This is a genomic window from uncultured Pseudomonas sp., from assembly GCF_913774235.1.
Lineage (GTDB): Bacteria > Pseudomonadota > Gammaproteobacteria > Pseudomonadales > Pseudomonadaceae > Chryseomonas.
The window spans coordinates 222772-244337 of sequence record NZ_CAJYDW010000018.1 but is presented as its reverse complement, the minus strand read 5'-3'; the positions used below and the strand labels follow the sequence as shown (position 1 = coordinate 244337).

At 64.1% G+C, this 21566-nt stretch carries 17 protein-coding genes; 7 read left to right on the top strand and 10 right to left on the bottom strand.

Annotated features, from left to right (window positions below; all coding sequences use genetic code 11):
- The first annotated feature begins 772 nt into the window (after positions 1-772).
- The gene (gene mgrA, locus QZ471_RS20320) at positions 773-1810 is read left to right on the top strand and encodes an L-glyceraldehyde 3-phosphate reductase (protein WP_295467203.1); all 1038 of its coding nucleotides are present in this window, start codon (positions 773-775) and stop codon (positions 1808-1810) included.
- 36 nt (positions 1811-1846) lie between these two features.
- Here the strand turns inward: mgrA and QZ471_RS20315 are convergent, their stop codons facing one another.
- Positions 1847-2770 carry an AraC family transcriptional regulator gene (locus tag QZ471_RS20315; RefSeq protein WP_295467201.1) on the bottom strand — a complete coding sequence of 308 codons (924 nt, stop codon included), beginning with the start codon at positions 2768-2770 and terminating at the stop codon, positions 1847-1849.
- A gap of 258 nt (positions 2771-3028) precedes the next feature.
- Between QZ471_RS20315 and QZ471_RS20310 the strand changes: the two genes are divergently transcribed.
- Together QZ471_RS20310 and QZ471_RS20305 are read left to right on the top strand one after the other, a co-directional pair.
- The gene (locus QZ471_RS20310) at positions 3029-4336 is read left to right on the top strand and encodes a sugar ABC transporter substrate-binding protein (RefSeq protein ID WP_295467199.1); all 1308 of its coding nucleotides are present in this window, start codon (positions 3029-3031) and stop codon (positions 4334-4336) included.
- Positions 4337-4400: 64 nt separating this feature from the next.
- Positions 4401-5174 (top strand): L-iditol 2-dehydrogenase, encoded by a 774-nt coding sequence (locus QZ471_RS20305; protein WP_295467197.1) that lies wholly within the window; start codon positions 4401-4403, stop codon positions 5172-5174.
- A gap of 11 nt (positions 5175-5185) precedes the next feature.
- Here QZ471_RS20305 and QZ471_RS20300 read toward each other — a convergent pair whose 3' ends face one another.
- From QZ471_RS20300 to QZ471_RS20290, 3 genes are all read right to left on the bottom strand, one after another.
- Positions 5186-5779 (bottom strand): DUF1349 domain-containing protein, encoded by a 594-nt coding sequence (locus tag QZ471_RS20300; protein ID WP_295467195.1) that lies wholly within the window; start codon positions 5777-5779, stop codon positions 5186-5188.
- A gap of 626 nt (positions 5780-6405) precedes the next feature.
- On the bottom strand, positions 6406-7350 hold the full coding sequence (locus QZ471_RS20295) for a DNA replication terminus site-binding protein (RefSeq protein ID WP_295467192.1): 945 nt from the start codon (positions 7348-7350) through the stop codon (positions 6406-6408).
- A 96-nt stretch (positions 7351-7446) separates the two neighbouring features.
- A complete protein-coding gene (locus QZ471_RS20290; protein ID WP_295467190.1) occupies positions 7447-9024 on the bottom strand; it encodes an alkaline phosphatase D family protein in 1578 nt (525 codons plus the stop codon).
- 205 nt (positions 9025-9229) lie between these two features.
- Here QZ471_RS20290 and aroA point away from each other — a divergent pair, with 205 nt between their 5' ends.
- The gene (aroA, locus tag QZ471_RS20285; RefSeq protein ID WP_295467188.1) at positions 9230-10498 is read left to right on the top strand and encodes a 3-phosphoshikimate 1-carboxyvinyltransferase; all 1269 of its coding nucleotides are present in this window, start codon (positions 9230-9232) and stop codon (positions 10496-10498) included.
- A 25-nt stretch (positions 10499-10523) separates the two neighbouring features.
- On the top strand, positions 10524-13595 hold the full coding sequence (locus QZ471_RS20280; RefSeq protein ID WP_295467186.1) for a hybrid sensor histidine kinase/response regulator: 3072 nt from the start codon (positions 10524-10526) through the stop codon (positions 13593-13595).
- Here the strand turns inward: QZ471_RS20280 and QZ471_RS20275 are convergent.
- Positions 13555-14439: a helix-turn-helix domain-containing protein gene (locus tag QZ471_RS20275; protein ID WP_295467184.1), complete on the bottom strand. Its 885-nt coding sequence runs from the start codon at positions 14437-14439 to the stop codon at positions 13555-13557. The two genes, QZ471_RS20280 and QZ471_RS20275, sit on opposite strands and share 41 nt — an antisense overlap.
- A gap of 148 nt (positions 14440-14587) precedes the next feature.
- Here QZ471_RS20275 and pobA point away from each other — a divergent pair, with 148 nt between their 5' ends.
- Together pobA and QZ471_RS20265 are read left to right on the top strand one after the other, a co-directional pair.
- Positions 14588-15772, top strand: coding sequence for a 4-hydroxybenzoate 3-monooxygenase (gene pobA, locus QZ471_RS20270; protein WP_295467182.1), 1185 nt, complete (start codon positions 14588-14590; stop codon positions 15770-15772).
- Between the two features lie 72 nt (positions 15773-15844).
- Positions 15845-16627, top strand: coding sequence for a TSUP family transporter (locus QZ471_RS20265; RefSeq protein WP_295467307.1), 783 nt, complete (start codon positions 15845-15847; stop codon positions 16625-16627).
- On the opposite strand, the gene nudC is transcribed toward QZ471_RS20265, so the two are convergent.
- The 5 genes from nudC to QZ471_RS20240 all read right to left on the bottom strand — a co-directional run bounded on the left by nudC (position 16595) and on the right by QZ471_RS20240 (position 21524).
- Positions 16595-17422 (bottom strand): NAD(+) diphosphatase, encoded by an 828-nt coding sequence (gene nudC / locus QZ471_RS20260; protein ID WP_295467180.1) that lies wholly within the window; start codon positions 17420-17422, stop codon positions 16595-16597. The two genes, QZ471_RS20265 and nudC, sit on opposite strands and share 33 nt — an antisense overlap.
- Positions 17419-19119, bottom strand: coding sequence for a ferrous iron transporter B (locus tag QZ471_RS20255; protein WP_295467178.1), 1701 nt, complete (start codon positions 19117-19119; stop codon positions 17419-17421). Before QZ471_RS20255 ends, nudC begins: the two co-directional genes overlap by 4 nt.
- A 419-nt stretch (positions 19120-19538) precedes the next feature.
- Positions 19539-20273 carry a DNA polymerase III subunit epsilon gene (gene dnaQ, locus QZ471_RS20250; RefSeq protein ID WP_295467176.1) on the bottom strand — a complete coding sequence of 245 codons (735 nt, stop codon included), beginning with the start codon at positions 20271-20273 and terminating at the stop codon, positions 19539-19541.
- 17 nt (positions 20274-20290) lie between these two features.
- The gene (gene rnhA / locus QZ471_RS20245; protein WP_295467174.1) at positions 20291-20755 is read right to left on the bottom strand and encodes a ribonuclease HI; all 465 of its coding nucleotides are present in this window, start codon (positions 20753-20755) and stop codon (positions 20291-20293) included.
- Positions 20748-21524: a methyltransferase domain-containing protein gene (locus QZ471_RS20240; RefSeq protein ID WP_295467172.1), complete on the bottom strand. Its 777-nt coding sequence runs from the start codon at positions 21522-21524 to the stop codon at positions 20748-20750. The genes rnhA and QZ471_RS20240 overlap by 8 nt, the downstream gene beginning before the upstream one ends.
- Positions 21525-21566 lie beyond the last annotated feature (42 nt).

The following is a 21566-nucleotide window of genomic DNA, read 5'->3' as shown; positions in this document are numbered from 1 at the left end:
TCAGTTTGGTTTCAAGCTGAATCGGCAAAAGTCTAATCTATTTTTATTTTGAGTTCACCTTCCGCAGACTCGTCACAGCTCGTCCGTTGCGCGCTTGAGGTCATGCCCACGCTGCTCGATTTAGGCGAGCGAGAATACGGCCGGTGAAAGCGTGGCGACAGTCATGGGTAAGAAATTTAGGCAACACATGGATCGCACGAAGGTGCGCTACTTAGCTAGAACTAACTTGATAATGGCGTTGGTAGACCATCCCATGCAGGGGCTTGTGCTAGCCGGATGAGAATGGCACTGAATCCGCTCACCGACAGTCACCTCATGCCATAAACACGAAGGACATGGCGGTAAAGAGAGTGGAGGCCAAACACGGAATGATCGAATCAGCGCTGCAAAAGACTCAGAAGAGAAGCCAGCGTAATACGTAATTTAACATAATATACATTATGCGAAGTTATGGTTATGGGGGATGGCCCTGGGCCTCGCGCTTTTCACGCTCGAACCTCCACCTTCCTTCGTTGCCCAGCCTACCAGGGTCGTCGCCAAGCGATGCCAGTCACAGACGCTCATGCACCGGCACTGCAGAATCCGAGTGCTCGTTCCGCCTGTGCTCTTCGTTAGCTGGAACTCCAGGCGTATGCCCGCGCCGGTTTGAACAAGTGGTTACCGGCAGCTCTAATCCGATGGCACCTTCGCCACGTCACCATCTATACCTTGGTGGGCGGAGCTTTCCGATTCCATGTCCCGCCGATTCCCATTTCTTCCAAAGGAGCTTTGCATGGCTTATCAAGCCGCTTCCGATCGTTACGACCGTATTCCTTACCGCCGCGTGGGTCGCAGCGGTCTGGTGCTGCCGGCGCTGTCCCTTGGGCTGTGGCACAACTTCGGCGACAGCACGCCACTGGATCGGCAGCGCGCCTTGCTGCGCACCGCCTTCGATCTGGGCATCAATCACTTTGACTTGGCCAACAACTACGGTCCGCCTTATGGCAGCGCCGAGATCAATTTCGGTCGGCTAATGCGCGAAGACTTCGCTACCTACCGCGACGAGCTCATCATCTCCAGCAAGGCTGGCTGGGACATGTGGCCCGGGCCCTATGGCCAAGGTGGCGGCTCGCGTAAATACGTCCTGGCCAGCCTCGACCAGAGCCTCAAGCGCCTGGGGCTGGACTACGTCGACATCTTCTATTCGCACCGTTTCGATGAGCATACGCCGCTGGAAGAAACCGCCGGTGCCCTGGCCACTGCGGTACAGCAAGGCAAGGCCCTCTATATAGGTATCAGCTCCTATTCAGGCACCAAGACCCGCGAAATGGCCAGGCTTTTGGCCGACTGGAAGATTCCGCTGCTGATCCATCAGCCCGCCTATAACCTGCTCAACCGTTGGATCGAAAAGGATCTGCTGGACGCGACCGAAGAGCTGGGTAGTGGCGTGATTGCCTTCACGCCCCTGGCTCAGGGGCTGCTGACCGACAAGTACCTCGATGGCGTGCCCGCCGATGCCCGGGTCAACCAGCCTGGTGGCCAGTCGCTGCAGCAGGGTCATCTGTCAGCCGAAAACCTTCAGCGGGTCCGCGCCTTGAACGCTATCGCCCAGCGCCGCGGCCAGAGCCTGGCCCAGCTGGCTTTGGCCTGGACCCTGCGCGACCCACGCATCACCAGCGCCCTGATCGGCGCCAGCCGGCCGGAGCAGATCGTGGAGAACGTGGCGGCGCTGGACAATCTGGCCTTCACCGCTGAAGAACTGGCCGAGATCGATACCCATGCGGTCGAAGGCGACATCAATCTCTGGGCCAAGCCGTCGAGCGCCGAGTAAAGAGCAATCTGGACGCCAGCGGCGGGCGAGGCACCGCTACCCTCGCCCGCCCTCACCCACCTGGCGCCTGGCTACCAGCAATCCACGCCGATACTCGCTCGGCGTCTGCTGCATTTCGTTGCGGAAATGCCGATTGAAGTTGGACAGATTCGAATAGCCCACCGCGAAGCAGATGGTGGCGATGGACAGTTCCGCCTGCATCAGCAAACGACAGGCACGCTGGATGCGCAACTTGCGTGCCAGCTCGATGAAACCATGGCCGGTGACCTTCTTGAAGAAGCGGGAAAAGCCGGCCTCGCTCATGCCCACCCGCCGGGCGATCTCGGGCAAGCGGATATCCTCGGTCAGCTCGCTGAGGAGATAGTCGAAGGCCTGGTGGACCCGCGCGGCGCTGCGGGCGTCCAGTGCCGGCGCATAACAGGCACTGGCGAGGACCATCACCTCGCTAGCCGGCGCTTCGGCCAGCCGGCCGAGTAGCTGGAACAAGGTAAGCAACCGCGCCGCACCTCGCGCCTGGCCGATGGCCTCGATCAGCTCTGCGGCCTGCCGGGCGGTCTCGCCGCTGAACTCCAGGCCACGCCTGGCCCGTTCCAGCAGCGGTAGATAGGTGCCCAGCTCTGGAGCCAAGGCACTCAGCGCGCGCAGCCAGTCGCCGGTGAACTGGATGACCACGTCGCGCCCGGCGATTACCTGGTCCGGCGGCAGATCACCGATCCAGTCGTGTGGGAGATCCGGGCCGATCAGGGCGACATGACCGGCCGCGAAGGGACCGACATAGTCACCGGCCAACAGTCGTCCGCTGCCCTGGCGGATCAGATGGATCTCGTACTCCGGGTGATGATTCCAGCGGGCGAGCGCATAGGGATAGTCATGCTCGTACCAGCGAAAGCTCTGGTCTGGCTCGGCCAGGATCACCTCCAGCTCGGCAGGCCGGGCTTCGAGGAAGGCGGAAACCGTCATGGCGCTTGCTCGGTTCATTGTTGTGGGACCACTCTGCCCGCCCTCACCTGCCGCGGTCTACCAATGTTTTTTTGATTGCGCCGCACCAGGCGTTTCTCGTCAAAAAAGTATCAGCGAATGGTCAATGGCCAGTTAGCAAAGGCTTCGATGCTGCTGCTGTAATCAGTGCCAGCCGCCACACCGCATCAAATTTCCATCGGCGGTCCTCGATCCAGAACAACAACAAGCTGCCCCTTGCGGCAGCCATGGAGAGACAGGATGAAGCCTTACCTCACTTTGCTGCTATCAACTGCACTGGGCTTGACCGGGGGCGTCCAGGCCGCCGAATCGGTCACCATCGCTACCGTCAACAACAGCGACATGATCCGCATGCAGCGGCTCTCCGAGGTGTTCGAGCAGCAGCATCCCGACATCAAGCTCAACTGGGTGGTTCTAGAAGAGAACGTCCTGCGTCAGCGGCTGACCACCGACATCACCACCGGCGGCGGCCAGTTCGATGTCCTCACCATAGGAACCTACGAGACCCCGTTGTGGGGCGCCAAGGGTTGGCTGGAACCCTTGCAGGATCTGCCGGCGAGCTACGACGTCAACGACATCTTCCCCGCGGTACGCGAGGGGCTGTCGGTCAAGGGCACCCTCTATGCCCTGCCGTTCTATGGCGAGAGCACCGTCACCTACTACCGCAAGGACCTGTTCCAGCAGGCCGGTCTGAGCATGCCTGCCGAGCCTACCTGGTCGCAGCTCGGCGCCTTCGCCGCCAAGCTGAACCAGCCGGACAAGGAGCAGTACGGTCTCTGCCTGAGGGGCAAGCCCGGTTGGGGCGAGAATGTCGCGGTCATTAGCATCCTGGCCAACGCCTTCGGTGCCCGCTGGTTCGACATGCAGTGGCAGCCGCAGCTCACCAGTCCCGAATGGCAGGCGGCCGCCACCTTCTACGTCGACACGCTCAGGAAATACGGTCCGCCCGGCGCTTCCAGCAACGGCTTCAACGAGAACCTGGCGCTGTTCAACAGTGGCAAATGCGCGCTGTGGGTCGATGCCAGTGTGGCGGGCTCCTTCACCACCGACAGCAGCCAGAGCAAGGTGGCCGACCAGGTCGGCTTCGCCGCCTCGCCTCGCGAAGTCACCGACAAGGGCTCTTCCTGGCTGTACGCCTGGTCATTGGCCATTCCGGCGAGTGCCAAGCACAAGGACGCGGCCAAGACCTTCGTGACCTGGGCGACCTCCAAGGAGTACGTACAGCTGGTGGCCGACCGGGATGGCGTCGCCAACGTACCGCCGGGTACCCGCCAATCCACCTACAGCCCGGCCTATCTGGCGGCAGCGCCCTTCGCCAAGATCACCCTGGACATGATGCAGCATGCCGATCCCGCCCATCCCTCGGCCCAACCGGTGCCCTACGTCGGCATCCAGTACGTGACCATCCCCGAATTCCAGGCCCTGGGTACCAGTATCGGCCAACTGTTCGCCGCTGCCCTTACCGGGCAGATGAGCATCGAGCAGGCGCTGACCGCCGCCCAGACCGCGACGGCGCGGGACATGAAGCGCGCCGGCTATCCCAAGTAACCGACCGACCGCCGCAGCGCCCCAGGAGCGCCGCGGCCCCAAGCTGCCCAGCGGAGCAACGAACATGAACAGACTGGAAGGAAAGAGCGCGCTGATCACCGGCGCGGCCCGCGGCATCGGCAAGACCTTTGCCAAGGCCTATCTGGAGCAAGGGGCGACGGTGGCCATCGCCGACATCAACATCGACCAGGCCCGCGAGACCGCCGCGGAGCTGGGTGAGCGCGCCTATGCCGTGCCGCTGGACGTGACCGACCAGGCCGCCATCGACGCCGCCATCGCCCAGGTGGTCGCCACCACCGGCAAGCTGGATATTCTGGTCAACAACGCGGCGCTGTTCGACCTGGCACCCATCGTCGAGATCACTCGCGAAAGCTATGACCGGCTGTTCGCCATCAACGTCGCCGGTACCCTCTTCACCCTGCAGGCCGCCGCGCGGCAGATGATCGCCCAGGGCCATGGCGGCAAGATCATCAACATGGCCAGCCAGGCCGGCCGCCGCGGCGAAGCCCTGGTCGCGGTCTATTGCGCGACCAAGGCCGCGGTGATCAGCCTCACCCAGTCGGCGGGTCTCAACCTCATCGAACACCGTATCAACGTCAATGCCATCGCCCCGGGTGTGGTGGACGGCGAGCACTGGGAGGGTGTGGACGCCCTCTTCGCGCGTTACGAGAAGCGGCCGCTGGGCGAGAAGAAACGCCTGGTCGGCGATGCCGTACCCTACGGCAGGATGGGCACGGCGCAGGACCTGGTGGGCATGGCGCTGTTCCTGGCATCCAGCGACAGCGACTACGTGGTGTCCCAGACCTATAACGTCGACGGTGGCAACTGGATGAGCTGAGCGACGCGCCCTCAGCTCAGGTCGTGCAGGTCTTTGCCGAGCGCCGGACCGATCCGCAGGTCGGCGAAGGTCACTTCCAGGCCTTCGCGTTGCGGCGAACAGCAATAGGGCCCGACCTGGAGGACCCCGCCCTCGCCCTTCGCGAAGCGGCACAGGCGCAGCAACGGCCAGACCTGGCCGTCCAGCGAGTACTGGATGCGCAACACCTCGGCCTGCAGCGTCAGCCGCAGCCAGAAACCATGCAGCGCATCCGGTACCGCCCCCAATGCCCAATCGGAATGCCCCAGGGTCAGGACGCTGCCCAGATGGGCGATGCCGTCGTTGATCTCCAGTCCGGTCTTGCACCACTGCTCGCTGCTTTGACGCACCATCAGCCCAGCCTGGTCATACAGGGCGGTGAAGGTCCCGGTGATCCTGACCTGAGCAGTGAAGTCCGCGTCCACCGGATGGCCGAGAAAATGCCCGCTGTCGCGTGCGAAGCCGTACTGGGTCTTCTGCCAGAAATCACTGTCGGCGTCGGTGCGGACGTGCAGCGAACCCTCGGTCTCGGACCAGCGTTGCGGCTCGTTCAACCAAAGGGGAGACGGGGCGTTCGCGGAGTCCATGGCAGCGTCCAGAGTGAGTTGGGTTGCGGAAACCTTAGTCCAAGGTGCCGCGGCATGCCAAAGAAGGCCGCTGCCGACGCTAGCCGAAGAAGGCCAGCAGCTGATGGGGATAGAGCTTGGTGACCATCATCAGGACGATGACGAACATTCCCAATATCTGCTATCTGCTGATACACAGTACTGGGGGTAGCTTGGCAACCCGGCGAGGCTTTCCAGCAGGCAAGAAAAAAGGGAGCCCTTGGGCTCCCTCATCCAGGTACGTCGTTGTCCTCTTGTTTTTGTTGTCGGACGCCAACGTCATCGATTGTCAGTACGCCCCACCAAGAGGTGGGAAGTGAACAGATTACTTTGGCCACTCGAAGGAGCTCCAAAATGATCGGTTCGCGAGCTTCAGCCGTCTTGTTCTTGTTGTGGGCTTGTAGCGGCGCATCTTGTTGTTCTTGTGCCAATAATAAAGCAGGCACTGTGCCAACATTATTAAGTTATTGAAAATTAAGGATTTTATAAAATGACACCGAGCCAGGTGACTAGGCGTAACGAAGATTTCGTTACCTTTTCACTCGGCAACGAAGGATCTCGTTACGACCTGGCTGTGTTCGGTAACGCCATCGCCTTCCCCGCCTCGCTCAGCGGCTGTAGGTGGAGCGCTTCAGGGTGGCCTCATTGTTGCGCTGGGTAGCCGGCCGTTCCGGATTGTCCGTGGGCAGGTACAGCAGTCGCGTGGCCAGCACTTCGCGACGGGGCTTGATGTCGGGACGCAGCGCGCCGCGCTGGGTACGGTCGAAGTCACGCAGATCCACCACCTGCATGCCGTCCTGCGCGGGGACCACGAACACCGGCAGGTTGGCGTGGATCATGGCGTCGTAACGACTCTCCTCACCGAACCAGAGCATGGCCCTGGGATGAGGCGCGATCTTCTTGTGCCTGACCAGGATGTCGTCATCCGCCATGCGGATCAGCGCCTGATGCTCCTGCCATTCCGGCGTGCGATCCAGGGCAGTGTGTTCTCGATCCGCTCGGGCCAGGGCCAGGGTCTTGAGTTGCTCGCGGACCTTCGCCACCGTGACCCTCTCGCCTCCGGCGGTATGGCCGGCCCAGGTGAAGGTCAGCTGGCGTACCGGATCAGGGAAACCGTGCACCTTGCGGATCAACTGCTTGGTATTGAAGGCCCCGCCCAGTGCCTTGCGCATGATCCGCGGCCGGGCTTCCGGTGCCAGCTCCAACTCCAGCCGGGTCTGCTCGATGGCGGCGCTGAAGGCGTGCTTGCACGCATTGATGGCGAGGATTTCCGCCATCAGGGGTTCGCTCAGGGCGATGTAGCCCGGCAGGCGGCTTACCGTTCCGGGTGCCTGCCCAGGCTGAAGGTGGAAGGCCAACAGGGCTTCCTGGGTCAGCTCCACTGCCGAACTACCCTCGAAGGCTTCAACCTCGATGAGATCGGGCACTCTCTGTTGTGCCAGCAGCGGCAGCCGCCAGACTCTCGCCGCCACTACCCGGCTTGGCCACAACGCATTGAAGGCGACGATACTCGCCTGGAGGTTTTCGAAGGCGCTCTTGATGTCTTCGTACATTGCAGACTCCAGCCAGATAACAGCTAGATTGTAGCATTTGAGCGCCTTATTGCCTTACTTTTGATTACTTGGCACGAGGCTATGTCTGAAATCTATCTATACTGCATGGGTGGTATTACCTCCCTTGGGGCTCAACAGCTGGGTGAACTGAGCCTTGCCATCCAGATCCCTCAAAGTCACTGTCAATTGGCCTGACTGGCCATCGATCTCCACCTCGCCGAAGAATTGGAAACCGGACAAGGGAGAAGTATTGGGCTTGGGCGGTGCCTTCTGAAAAACTACCTCGGGACCGAAGGTGGCATCCAGCGGATTGGGACCGAAGCTGCCGGCATTGAGCGGGCCGGCGACGAATTCCCAGAAGGGTTCGAAATCCTGGAAAGCGGCGCGATCCGGATGGTAGTGGTGCGCCGCGCAGTAATGCACGTCGCCCGTCAGCCAGACGGTGTTGCGGATGCCTTGGCGAGCGATGAAGCTCAGCAATTCCGCGATCTCCAGTTCCCTGCCCTTAGGCGTACCCGGATCGCCATTGGCGATCGCCTCCCACCGCGCCTGCCCCTGGGCATCCTTGCCGTCGGGCACCTGCAGGCCGATGGGCATATCCGCAGCGATGACCTTCCAGGTAGCTCGCGAGGCCTGCAGCTGGCCCTTCAACCAATCCAGTTGCTCACGCCCAAGGAACGCCCCCGCCCCACCGACGTCGCTGCCCTGGTTGCTGTCGTTGCCCGCGCGATAGCTGCGCATGTCCAGCACGAAGACGTCCAGCAGCGGACCATAGGCGATCTGCCGATAGATGCGCCCTGTCCCGTCGGCCGAAACGCCGCGCATAGGGGCGTACTCCAGGAACGCCTGGCGCGCCCTCTGGCTCAGGACGCCGATATCCTTCACCTGGTAACGCTCATCCAGCTCCTTGGTCGGCGACCAATTGTTGGTGGTTTCATGATCGTCCCACTGCCATACCTGCGGCACCTCGGCATTGAAGCGGCGGAGGTGATCGTCCATCAGGTTGTAGCGGTAGTTGCCGCGGAATTCGGCCAGCGTTTCAGCGACCTTGCTCTTGGCCTCCGTGGTGAGATTGCGCCAGATGCGTCCCTCCTCCACGGTCATTTGTGCCGGCACTGGGCCATCGGCATAGATGGTGTCGCCACTGTGCAGGAAGAAATCCGGGCGGCGTTCGCGCATGGCGGTGTAGATCCGCATACCACCAATGTCGGGATTGATGCCGAAGCCTTGGCCCACGGTGTCGGCGCCCCAGACGAAGCGTACATCGCCACGCTGACTCGGGGCCGCGCGCAGATGGCCCGTGACGGCCTCGCTGAGCGCACCGCTATCCACGTCCTCGAAGCGGACCCTATAGAAGATGCGCTGGTCGGCGGGTAATCCGCGCAGGTCGATGCGCGCCGTGTAGTCCTGGGCCGCGGTGGTGACGGGGCCGATGACCTTGCGTGCCGAGGCGAAACTTTCCCGGGTATCCCACTCCACCAACAGGCGCGCCGACTTGTCCGTGCGACTCCAGATCAGGGCGCGATCCTGGGTGACATCACCGGCCTGGACGCCATCGGTGATGGCGGGACGCCCACCGGCCGCCGCCCAGGTACGGCTGCCCAGGGCTGGTAGCAGCAGCGTAGCGCCCAGGCCTTGCAGGACACGACGGCGATCGGGACGGGTCAGGGACATGGCAGGTGCCTCCAGCGGAAAAGCCCTAGCACTACCCCGCCTTGATTACCCGCTTGTGACAAGGAGGAGTATCCAAAGACAGCCTATCTGCTATAGGGGTGGTATTACGCACCGGCATGCCTGGGCCTGGACGGCATGAAATGGCATCATGGCGACTTTGTTGCGACCCGCCGCCATGGCTGTCGCGAAGTTGCCTGGAGCCCCCATGTCCGCGAGACCCTACATCACCGTCACCCCTCCCAACATCGCGCTGCAGGGTCGGATCGCCCCGCCCGGCTCCAAGTCCATCACCAACCGGGCGCTGCTGCTGGCGTCCTTGGCCAAGGGCACCAGCCGTCTCACCGGCGCGCTCAAGAGCGACGACACCCGCCACATGTCCGAGGCGTTGCGGCTAATGGGCGTCACCATCGACGAACCCAACGCCACTACCTTCCTGGTCACCAGCTCAGGTCGCCTGCAACGCCCTGAGCAGCCCCTGTTCCTCGGTAACGCAGGGACCGCGGTGCGCTTTCTCACCGCGGCTGTGGCGACCGTCGACGGCGAGGTGACCCTGACCGGCGACGCCTATATGCAGAAAAGACCCATCGGTCCCCTGCTGGAAACCCTGAGCGCCAACGGCATCCAGGTGGACGCTCCCACTGGGTGCCCACCGGTGACGGTAGCGGGCCAGGGTCGCCTGAACGCGCGCCGCTTCGAGGTGGACGCCGGTCTTTCCAGCCAATACGTCTCCGCCCTGCTGATGCTCGCCGCCCTGGGCAGCGAACCCGTGGAAGTGGCCCTGCGCGGCAGCGAGATCGGCGCCCGTGGCTATGTCGATCTCACCGTGGCCGCCATGCGCGCCTTTGGTGCCGAGGTGGAGCAGCTCGATGCGGCTACCTGGCGCGTCGCCCCGACCGGTTACGTCGCCCGTGACTACTTCATCGAGCCGGATGCGTCTGCCGCCACCTATCTCTGGGCCGCCCAGGCCCTGACCGGCGGCGCCATCGACCTGGGGGTGGCCGACGCGGACTTCACCCAGCCCGATGCCAAGGCCCGCGAGTTCATTGCCGCCTTCCCGCGGCTGCCGGCCGTCATCGATGGCTCGCAGATGCAGGATGCCATCCCTACCCTGGCGGTGCTGGCGGCCTTCAACGAGACCCCGGTGCGCTTCGTCGGCCTGGCCAACCTGCGCGTCAAGGAATGCGACCGCGTCGCGGCCCTGCACGACGGCCTGAACGCCATCCGCCCCGGCCTGGCGACGGTCGAGGGGGACGACCTGTTGGTCGCGGCCGACCCGACCCTCGCAGGCAGCCAGGTCGATGCGGTGATCGAAACCCACGCGGATCACCGCATCGCCATGAGTTTCGCCCTGGCGGGTCTCAAGGTCGCCGGCATTCGCATTCTCGACCCCGAGTGCGTCGGCAAGACCTATCCTGAGTACTGGAATGCCTTGCGCAGTTTGAATGTCCAACTGAGCGAGGGTGTCGAAGCCTGACGCGCCAGTCACAGGGAAGCCACAGATGTCGATTTCTTCGCTCGAGCAGCAGGCGCTAGCGCAGCTGACGTCCCACGCCCTGGTCATCACCGATCGCCAGGGGCGCATCGAGCGCTGGAATCGCGGAGCCGAGCTGCTCTGTGGCTGGTCGGCAACGGACACACTCGGCTGGCTACTCTCCGACTTGCTCGTCGCGGAACGGGATGGCAGCTTCCTCGCCACGGCCCAGCATCAGGCGCTGATCGAGGAGCATGGCCGGGGGGCCGGCTGGATCGGTGTGCGTAGCGGGGAAACCCGCTGGGTGGAGGTGGCGACGACGGCCCTGAAGGAAGCCGACGAGCTCAGGGGGTTCGTCCACGTCCTGCAGGACCGCAGCGAACAGTTGGTGACTGAAGAGCGGGTGCGCCTGGCCCAACTGGTCGGCCGGGTGGGCACCTTCGAATTGCTGCCGGGCGAATCCCGGTTGCTGGTCTCCCCAGGCTTCTGCCAGCTATGGGGGCTCCCGGAAAAGCGCAGCTATAGCCAGGAAGAACTGGTCAAGCAATTGCACCCGGACGACGTGAGCAGTCTGCGGACCCTGACGGCCACCCCCGACGACGACGCCCTGGACTACCTCGAATACCGCATTCGCCGCGTCGATACCGGTGAAGAGCGCTGGCTCGGCCGGCGTGGCCAACTGATGACCGGCCAGGGCGCCGGACGCTACCTCGGGGTCTGCTACGACATCACCGAGCGCAAGCTCAACGAGGCCGCCATCACCGAACGGGATCTCTGGCTGCAGGAGCTCTACCACGGCATGCGCGAGGGCTTCTACATGGCCCAGGCCATCCGCGATGACGTCGGTCGGATGCAGGACTTCCGCTTCCTGGAGGTCAATCCCATCTTCTCCAGCCTCACCGGGGTGCCGCTGGAGCAGGTGGTGGGCAAGACCCTGCGCGAATCCCTGCCGCAGTTGGAGGCGGACCTGTTGCCGGCCTATGCCGACTTCATGAACTCCGATGCGGAGTTCATCCAGTTCGATATCCTGCTGCACCTGCCGCACGAGCACTGGTACGAGGTACGCGCGCACCGCCTGCCAGGCGATCGCTTCGCCGTGCTGTTCATCGACATCAGCGGCCATCGCCGGCAGTCCCAGGAGTTGGCGCGCAACGAAGCGCAGCTGCGCGCCATCATCAACTCCATCGACCAGATGGTCTGGGCCACCCGCCCCGATGGTCACCATTTCTACTTCAACGACCGCTGGTACGAATTCACCGGCGTGCCCGAAGGGTCCACGGAAGGTGATGGCTGGGCCAATGTCTTTCATCCCGATGACCAGGAACGCACCTGGAAGGTCTGGCACCACAGCCTCAGCACTGGCGAGCCCTATCACATCGAGTACCGGCTGCGGCATCGCTCCGGGCGCTATCGCTGGGTGCTCGGTCGGGCCCAGCCGGTTCGCGACGCCACGGGGCGGATCGAGCAGTGGTTCGGTACCTGCACCGACATCCAGAGCATCGTGGACGCCCGTGAGGTGCTCACCCGCTCGCGCCAGGAACTCGAACAGCAGATCGAGCTGCGGACCCGCGAGCGCGATCGGATGTGGCGCATCAGCCACGACCTCATGGTGATCTGCCATACCGACGGCGAGGTGAAGACGGTCAACAGCGCGGCGACCCGCTTGCTGGGTCGCCGCGAGACCGATCTCGCCACCTTGCAACTGACCGAGCTGGTCCATCCGGATGACCAGCACCTGGTCTTCGACACCCTACGCAGCCTGGGCTTGCGCCAAGGCGCTGCGAGCCTCAGGGCGCGCGTCCGCGCCCGTGACGGCAGCTATCGCGTCCTCGACTGGACGGCCAGTGCCGAAGACGGCCTCATCTACGCCGTGGGTCGGGACGTCACAGAACAACAGGAATTGCAGGAACAGCTGCGCCAAGCGCAGAAGATGGAAGCGGTCGGCCAGCTCACCGGCGGTATCGCCCACGACTTCAACAACCTGCTGACCGGCATCATGGGCAGCCTGGACATGCTGCAGCGCCATCACAAGGCCGGGCGCCAGGACAAATTCGACCAGTACCTCAACTCCGCCCTGACCTCCGCCCAGCGCGCGGCCGCCCTCACCCAGCGCCTGCTGGCCTTCTCCCGGCGCCAGGCGCTGGACCTGCAACCGATCCAGGTCAATGCCAGCGTAAGCTCCATGGAGGAGTTGCTGCTGCGCAGCCTGCGTGGCGACATCGCCCTGGTGCTGGATCTGCATGCCGACCTCTGGCAGGCTCTGACGGACGCCCACCAGCTGGAAAGCGCTCTGCTCAATCTGGTCATCAATGCCCGCGATGCCCTGCCCGATGGTGGCACGATCCGCATCGAGACGCGCAACGTCTACCTGAACGAAAGCGGCAACGGCCTGGATGCGGTGAGCGCCGGTGACTACGTCGCGCTGCTGGTGACGGATGACGGTACCGGGATGCCGCCGGAAGTCATGGCGCGCGCCTTCGATCCCTTCTTCACCACCAAACCCATCGGCCAGGGCACTGGGCTGGGCCTGTCGATGATCTACGGCTACGCCAAGCAGTCGAAGGGTCACGTCAGGCTCGACTCAGTACCCGGGCGCGGCACTACCGTGGGTCTGTACCTGCCGCGCTACCTGGGGGCCGACGTCGAGGTGCCGCGTGCGACGCCTTCGACCGTGACGCCCAACGGGGCCGGCAAGACCATCCTGGTGGTCGAGGACGAACCCGTGGTCCGGCAGATGGTGGTGGAGCTGCTGCGGGAACTGGGCTATGCGACCCTGCAAGCCGAGGACGCCCGCGGTGCGCTGCCGATCCTGGAAAGCTCGCGCCCCATCGATCTACTACTGTCGGATGTCGGCCTGCCCGGCATGAACGGTCGCCAACTGGCGGAGATCGCCCGCCAACGCCGGCCCGGCCTCAAGGTCGTCTTCGCCACCGGCTATGCCGAAGGTGCTCACCTGGAAGGCTACCTGGAGCCGGGGATGACCCTGATCGCCAAACCCTTCAACCTGGATGTGCTGGCGGCCCGCGTGGGGGAAACCCTGGCCGCCGCGGATGCCGACCTTAACCCTGGTCCTGCCCGCCGGCACGACGCCGATAGTTGAGCGGACTCTGGCCGGTACCGCGACGAAAGAAGCGGGCGAAGTAGGCGGGATCGGCAAAGCCCAGGGCATCGGCGACCTCCGCGACCGGGGCCTGGGTGAAGGTCAGGCTGCGGCGCGCCTCCAGCAGCAGGCGCTGATGGACGATCGCCAAGGCCGAGGCACCGGCCAACTCGCGGCACAGGGTGTTCAGGTGTACCCCGGAGATGCCCAGGGCCGCGGCGTAACGCCCCAGGTTCCAGTGGGCACGATAGTGCTGTTCGACCAGGGCCAGGAAGCGCCCCAGGTGTTGCTCGGCACGCCGCGGCAGGGTGGCGGCCACCGCTCGGGTCTGCTGGCGCAGCAGCCAGATGGCCAGGCTGTCGAGCAGAGCTTCGAGCATCACCTCGCGCCCGGGTCTGCGCCCTTGGTATTCGCCGACCAATTGGCCGACCAGTTGATCGATCCACCCCGCTTCCGTCGCGGCGAGCGGCAATCGCGCAGCGCTCTGGAACAGCCCCTGGCCGGCCCGCTGGCAGCGTAGCTTGAGACGCTCGACCTGGGGTACCGGCAGGGTGATGACGAAGCCCTCCACCGCCGGATCGAACTCGAAGGCGTGGACGCAGAGGACCGGCAGCACCACCAGCAAGGGCCCGAACAGGGCGCCGTGCCAATCCTCCAGCTGCAGCTTCACCCGCCCCTGGCGGACGTACAACAGCTGCACCAGGTCGGCATGGCGATGGGTCGCGATATTCCAGGCGTGGAGGCGACTACGGCTCTCGATCGTCTCGCAATGCAGCAGATCGGGATCGGGCCAGGCCTGAGCCTCGCCATACAGCTTGAAGATGGGTGGATAGGCGTCAGTCATGATCCGACCTCGGGCGATAGCCGCACGAATCATCGAAAAGTACCAGATTTTAGGTATTCAGGGGCTGACTACCCTGTCGTGAATCGTCCAAAAATACCGGGGAGCCTTACAAGAACGCGGCGATCACGCCCCACAAGAGGACACCTTCATGCATACCCGAGTCGTCATCATCGGCGCCGGCCCTTCCGGCCTGCTCCTCGGTCAGCTACTCACCCGCTCCGGCATCGACAATGTCATCCTCGAGCGCCAGAGCGCCGATCATGTCCTCAGCCGCATTCGTGCCGGCGTCCTCGAACAGGGCACCGTGGACCTGCTCCGCCAGGCCGGCGTCAGTGCGCGCCTGGAACGTGAGGGTCAGGTGCACGAGGGGGTGGAATTCGCCATCGACGGCAAACGCGAGCGTCTGGATCTGAACGACCTGCTGGGCGGGCGCTGTGTCACCGTCTATGGCCAGACCGAGGTGACCCGAGACCTCATGGAGGCGCGTACTGCCAGTGGGGCTACCACCCTGTACGAGGCCAGTGATGTCCAGCCACACCAGCTCAAGGACAAGCGGCCCTACGTCACCTGTAAGGTCGCCGGCGAAACACTGCGGATCGACTGCGACTACATCGCCGGTTGCGACGGCTTCCATGGCGTGTGCCGCCGCGCCATCCCTGCCGGGGTGCTCACCGAATACGAGCGGGTCTATCCCTTCGGCTGGCTCGGCCTACTCAGTGACACCCCGCCCGCCAGCGAGGAGCTGATCTACGCCAGTCATGAACGCGGTTTCGCACTCTGCAGCATGAGATCCGCCACGCGCAGCCGCTATTATCTCCAGGTGGAAGCCGGTGATTCGGTGGAAAACTGGTCGGATGAGCGCTTCTGGGACGAACTCAAGGCCCGTCTCCCCGCCGAAACGGCCGCCCGCCTGGTGACAGGGCCCTCACTGGAAAAGAGCATCGCGCCGCTGCGCAGCTACGTGGTGGAACCCATGCAGTACGGCCGGCTGTTCCTGGTCGGTGATGCCGCTCACATCGTGCCGCCCACGGGGGCCAAGGGCCTCAACCTGGCCTTGGGCGATGTGCGCAATCTGCACCTACTGCTGGAAAGAGCCTACCGTACCGGCGATGCCGCCTGCCTGGAACGCTATTCGACGCTCTGCCTGCAGCGGATCTGGGCCGCCGTGCGTTTCTCCTGGTGGATGACCACCGCCCTGCACCGCTTTCCCGATACCGATGCCTTCACCCAACGCGTCCAGGATGCCGAATGGCGTGCCCTGCTCGATTCCAGAGCGGGGCGTACCACCATCGCGGAGAACTACGTCGGCTTGCCCTTCCCAGCGCTGGATTGAGCAGGGCTCGGCACGGGTGGTGACGGGCACGCGACTGGTGCATGATGGCGCCCCCGTTCCACCTGGCCTGCCCTGCCCATGCTCGATTTCGCTCTGGACCCCACGACCCTGCTGCTGCTCGCCGGGGTCGCCTTCCTCGCCGGTTACATAGACGCCATCGCCGGCGGCGGGGGGCTGCTGACGGTCCCCGCGTTATTGATGGCCGGCGTGCCACCCCACCTGGCCATCGGCACCAACAAGCTCAGCTCCACCTTCGGCAGCGCGACGGCGGCCTATACCTTCTATCGCCGCAAGCTCTTCCAGCCGCGCCAATGGCGTAACGGCCTGATCGCCACGGCCGTCGGGGCCGGCGTGGGTGCGCTGATCGCTCATCACCTACCGGCGGACTTCCTCAATCAGTTGTTGCCGGTGGTGGTGTTCAGCTGCGCCCTTTACCTGTTGTTCGGCGGTACGCCCAAGGCCCCGGTACTCAGCGATGCCCCCGTGGCACAACGACGGCAATGGCCGCAGGGCGTCACCCTGGGCATGTACGACGGCGTCTTCGGCCCGGGTACCGGCGCCTTCTGGACGGTCAGCAGCCTGCTGCTCTACCCGCTCGATCTGCTCAAGGCCAGCGGCGTCGCCCGCACCATGAACTTCGTCAGCAACGGCGTCGCCCTGGCGATGTTCATCGTCCTCGGCCAGGTGCTCTGGGTGCTGGGGCTGAGCATGGGGCTGTCGCTGACCCTGGGTGCCTACCTGGGCGCCCGCAGTGCCATCGCCGGCGGCGCCAAATTCATCCGCCCCGTGTTCATCTGCGTGGTGTTGGCCCTGACCGTAAAACTAATCTGGCAACACTGGTTTGGCGCCGCCTAACCGCTCGACCCGATACAGGTCGATCAGATAGCGGGAGATGGAAAACGGCGGCGGCAGCAGTGGCAGGTCCCGTAGGTCGAACCAGCGGGCATCCTCGATCTCATCGGGCTGGCAGCGAATCTCGCCCGCCAGGTAATCGACGTGATAGCCGAGCATCAACGAATGCGGATAGGGCCAGTTCTGGCTGCCCTGATAGCGCAGGTTGCCGACCGTGACCCCTACCTCCTCCATGATCTCCCGGTGCACGCAGGCTTCCGCCGACTCACCAGGTTCGACGAATCCAGCGAGGGTACTGAAGACCCCCGGCGCGAAGCGCGGCGAGCGCGCCAGCAGCACCTCGTCGCCGCGGGTGACCAAGGCGATCATGCTGGGCGATAGCCGCGGATACTGGGTGAGTCGGCAATTCGGGCAAGAGAGGCCGCGCTGGCCGTCGAGGGCGAAGGTCCGAGTGCCACATTGGCCGCAGAATCTATGCTGCCGAGCCCAGACGCCGATCTGGTTGGCGTAGCCGAGAAGCTTGAACAGCGCATGGGGCGATTGCAGCATCAGAGGGCGCAGCGGCTGCCAGCTGCAGCCTTCGAAGTCACCTGGGGCATCCAGCTCCAGGAGAGTGACCGGCTGGGATTGCCAGTGGCCCAAGCCATGCCGATCGCCTTCCAGTCTCTGGATGCGCGCATCGTCCGCGCTGAAGAGCACGTCCGTTCCACTGCAGAGAAAGGCCTGACCGCTGTGGACTACCAGCAGGCCGGACGACGCCTGGGTCGTCTGGAACCAGCCGGGCTGCCACGCCGTCATGCGGCGGCCGAGGTCCAGCCCAGGGCGCGAATGCTCTGGGCGGCGATGTCGAGGATTTCCGGAGTGCCGTCCTGACCCTCGGCACCCCCGCTCTCGACGAAGAACTCGATACTGCTCAGCGCGTCCGCCAGGACTTCCAGGGTAGCGGGCTCGCAAGCCTGGCCACCTTCGATCATGCAGCGCTGGATGTAGCCGGTGCAGGCACGTACCAACTCGGCGGCGCGGGGGTTACCCAGGAAGAACAGTGCTCCGCGCACGGTATCGAGCAGCGCGGGAACGGTGGCCAGATGCAGGGCATCGCCCCGCGAATCGAGGAAGGCACCAATAGCCCGCTTGGCCTCGTTCAGGCCGTTGTAGGCCTCGCGATGCAACAGGGCCTGAGCCTCGCCCAACTGGTAGTTGGCGACACTGACCTGCACGTCCTCGGCTTCGAGCGGCACGTCGAGCAACTTCCCCTGGCCCTCGGGTTGCGCCACCAGGCTCTCCACCAGCAGCAAGGCGTCCGCCAGAGGAACCAGGTCCTCCAGGGTCAGGGATTTGTCCTTCCATTGGGCAAGCGTCGGCAGGCACCGCTGCAGTACTTCGCCCGCGTTTTGCTGGCCGACCATTTCCAGCGTCTTGCCCAACACCCCGACCTGGACATAGAGCCGGGAGAAGTTGTCAGACACCGCCGAGCGGCCGGAATCGGAGCCTTCGCGGACCTCGTTTTCGATGAGGTCGATCAGGTCCTTGACCGTTTCCAGTTCTTCGCGAATCGCCGCGGACAGCGAATGCATGACGGCATGGCCGGGGCCGGCGAGCCGCTTCTTGCCCGCCTCCAATTGGGCGTCGGTGAAGCCCAGGCGCTCGATACCATAGGCTGCCATCACCTGGCGCGGATGCTCGCTGTCGACACCGGCGAGCGCCAGCAGGTAAAGAAGCTCTTTCAGGGTGCTGCGCGCCGGCTCGTGCAACTCGTTGCCGAGCATCTGCCGCAATTCCCGGTCGACCCGGGCGAACAGCTGCTTGCGCTCGCGGGTGGCGGTCAGGCGACCCTGGGCGAAGCCTTCGGCAGTGGCCGCGGCAACCCACGGCAGGTAGCCGCCGACATGGTCGTGCAACAGGGTCGCGGATCGCTCCAGCGCCCGCGCCATCAGCTTGAGGCTCGCGGCGGTGTTGACGTTGCGCAAGAAGCCCAGCAGACCGATCTGGTACATCCGTCGCATGCTGCGCGCCTGGTTCTGGCGGTCACGATAGGCCAGCCGGGTCGTGGCGCTGATCGAAGGACGCTGATCCAGGCGAACGCTGAAGAAGTAGCTTTCTGGCAATTCCGGCTCGCCACCGGCCAGCCGCAAGGCATTGATGGCCGGCAGCAGCAGCTCGGGCATTTCATCCTGCCCGCTGCGCAGCTGTTCGAGATAACGACGCAGCACATGCAGACCACGGCAGATCGACATCAGGTGCTCGTCGTGTTCGGGGCCGGCACCGGCAGGGATGTCATTGGCGATCTGTAGCGTTTCATGCGCCAACAGTTGGGCGCCTGACAGCTCGATGAGCGTCAGGGCGCCGCGAATCTGGCCGATGCTTTCGACCGCACGTTGCAAGAGGCTGCTGCAATGCCGCTCGACGATGAATCGTTCAAGATGGGATTCAGCTTCCTCGATGGTCGCGAACAGCTGTTCGCGGACCAAACTCAAAGCTCTCGCTCCGGTCACCATGGTGCCTTACGCCTCCTGCGCCATTACAACCTCGCAAACGCCACCCAAGAACGGGATAAAAGGCTTGCTATTCCTGATGAAGCTAAGGTACCCGGATCGTCCTGATCAGGTCACGCCAACCGTCTTTTTCCACCTACGCATCACCGCGGAGGCGTTCGAGCGGAACCTGCTACCTCTGCCGTTGCCCGCGCTGTGATCGTACAAGCACAGCGATCACGTGATTCGCTATAGGAATACGGAAAGTGAACAAAGTTCCACACGACTCGAAATTCGGTACTTCATTCAGGTCCAAACGGTCAGCGTGCACCAACTTTGTTGAACGATAGCTGAAAATTGTGAAGCCTTTCTGTTTATTCGGACGAGCGTAGGCACTGACATCCCGGGTTGCACCCGCCAAGACCGATTAGAGAGCCGTAAGACTATTCGGCGCGCTCACCCGCGAGCCAGAGCGGCGTCTTGCCGCAGCTCTTCTCGATGGCCGCCATGCGCACCGCATGGGCTTCGAGATCGGCAGTCGTGGCACTGATCACCCGGGTACGGGAACGATCGGCCGGCAACCGCCTGATCGGCATGACATAGTTGCCGTCACCGTTGCCTTCCTGGCCGTGGGCCGCCAGCGACAGGCTGGTCTGGCCACCGGTCATGGCGAGGTAGACGTCCGCCAGGATCTCGGCGTCGAGCAGCGCACCGTGGAGTTCGCGGTTGGAGTTGTCTACCCCATAGCGCTTGCACAGCGCATCCAGGCTGTTGCGCTGGCCGGGGTGGCGACCGCGAGCCATGACCAGGGTATCGAGCACCGTGCAGTGCTGGGTGATGTCGGCGCGCTCGGGATGGCTACCCAGCCGGGCGAATTCGGCGTTAATGAAGCCCACGTCGAAGGGCGCGTTGTGGATGATCAGCTCGGCACCTTCGATGAACTCGAAGAAGCTGTCGGCGATCTCGGCGAAGCGCGGCTTGTCGGCGACGAACTCATCGGTGATGCCGTGGACAGCGATGGCGCCTTCGTCGATCTGCCGATCCGGATTGAGATAGACGTGGAAGTGACGCCCGGTCAGGCGCCGGCCGATGACCTCGACGCCGCCGATTTCGATCACCCGGTGACCATCGGTGACCGGCATGCCGGTGGTTTCGGTATCCAGAACTACGTATCTCATCGTTACCTCTCGCGCCGCTAGGCCTTGGCGGCCTGTTTGATCTGTCGGACTTCATCCACCCCACGGTTGGCCAACTGGTCGGCCCGCTCGTTCTCCGGGTGACCGGTATGGCCGCGCACCCAGCGCCATTCCACCTCGTGGCGCTGGACCTGCTCGTCGAGGGCCTGCCAGAGCTCGGCGTTCTTGACCGGTTGCTTGGCCGCCGTCTGCCAGCCGCGCTTCTTCCAGTTCACCAGCCACTGGGTAATGCCCTTCATCACGTACTCGGAATCGGTGGTCAGGCGGATGCGGCACGGCCGCTTGAGCGCTGCCAGGGCCTGGATCGCCGCCATCAGCTCCATGCGGTTGTTGGTAGTATTGGCTTCACCGCCCCAGAGCTCGCGCTCCGCGCCACGAAACTTCAGCAGCGCGCCCCAGCCACCCGGACCGGGATTGCCCTTGCAGGCGCCGTCGGTAAAGACCTCGACGATGTCGTCACTCATTGGATTCACTCGATTCGCGCCGGGCGATCTTGGCCACCGGCATGGGCACCAGCTTGCCGCGCGGTTCCTTGCGGACCTGGGGCACGGGACGCAGCCCGAACATCAGCTTGCGGGCCGACAGCAGATAGAAGCCCGCACCCGCAGCCTGCTCGCTGTGGGGATCGATGTCCCCCTGCTCCATCCAGGCCAGGCGCTGTTGCCACTTGTGGGATGAAAGCGGCGGACGATAACACCCGAAGCGGCGTTTCTCCAGCGCGAAGCCCAGTAGCGACAGCCAGTCGGCGACTCGGCTGGCCCCGTAGCAGCGGGCCTTGCGCAGAGCGTCACGCGCCAGATAGTGACGTACGCCCCAGAGGCTCCAGGGATTGATACCCACCACCACCAGGTGCCCGCCGGGCCGTACGCTCAGGGCCGCCTCGCGCAGCAGCCGGTGCGGCGACAAGGAGAAATCCAGCCCATGTTGCAGCAGCACCACGTCGGCGGCGTGCTCCCCCAACGGCCAGGCCCCCTCCTCGCAGACGATATCGACGTCACCCAGCGGCGGCCCGATGCGTACGGCATGCCGCAGTTGGCCACAATTGGCCGGCGCAGCCGGGTGGGGTCCGTAGTGAACGAGATAGCTGCCGAAGTGCCGCTTGAGTTCCTCGTCGATCAGTACCCGCTCCTGCTCCAGCAGCAACTGCCCCAGAGGGCCGGCCATCCACTCCCGGGCGGAACTCATGAGCTTGAGCCAGCGTGGATCCACCTGGGCCGAGAATTCATCGTGCATCGCCTGGTCCTCATAACAGAAGCCGAAACCGTCGCCGTCCTC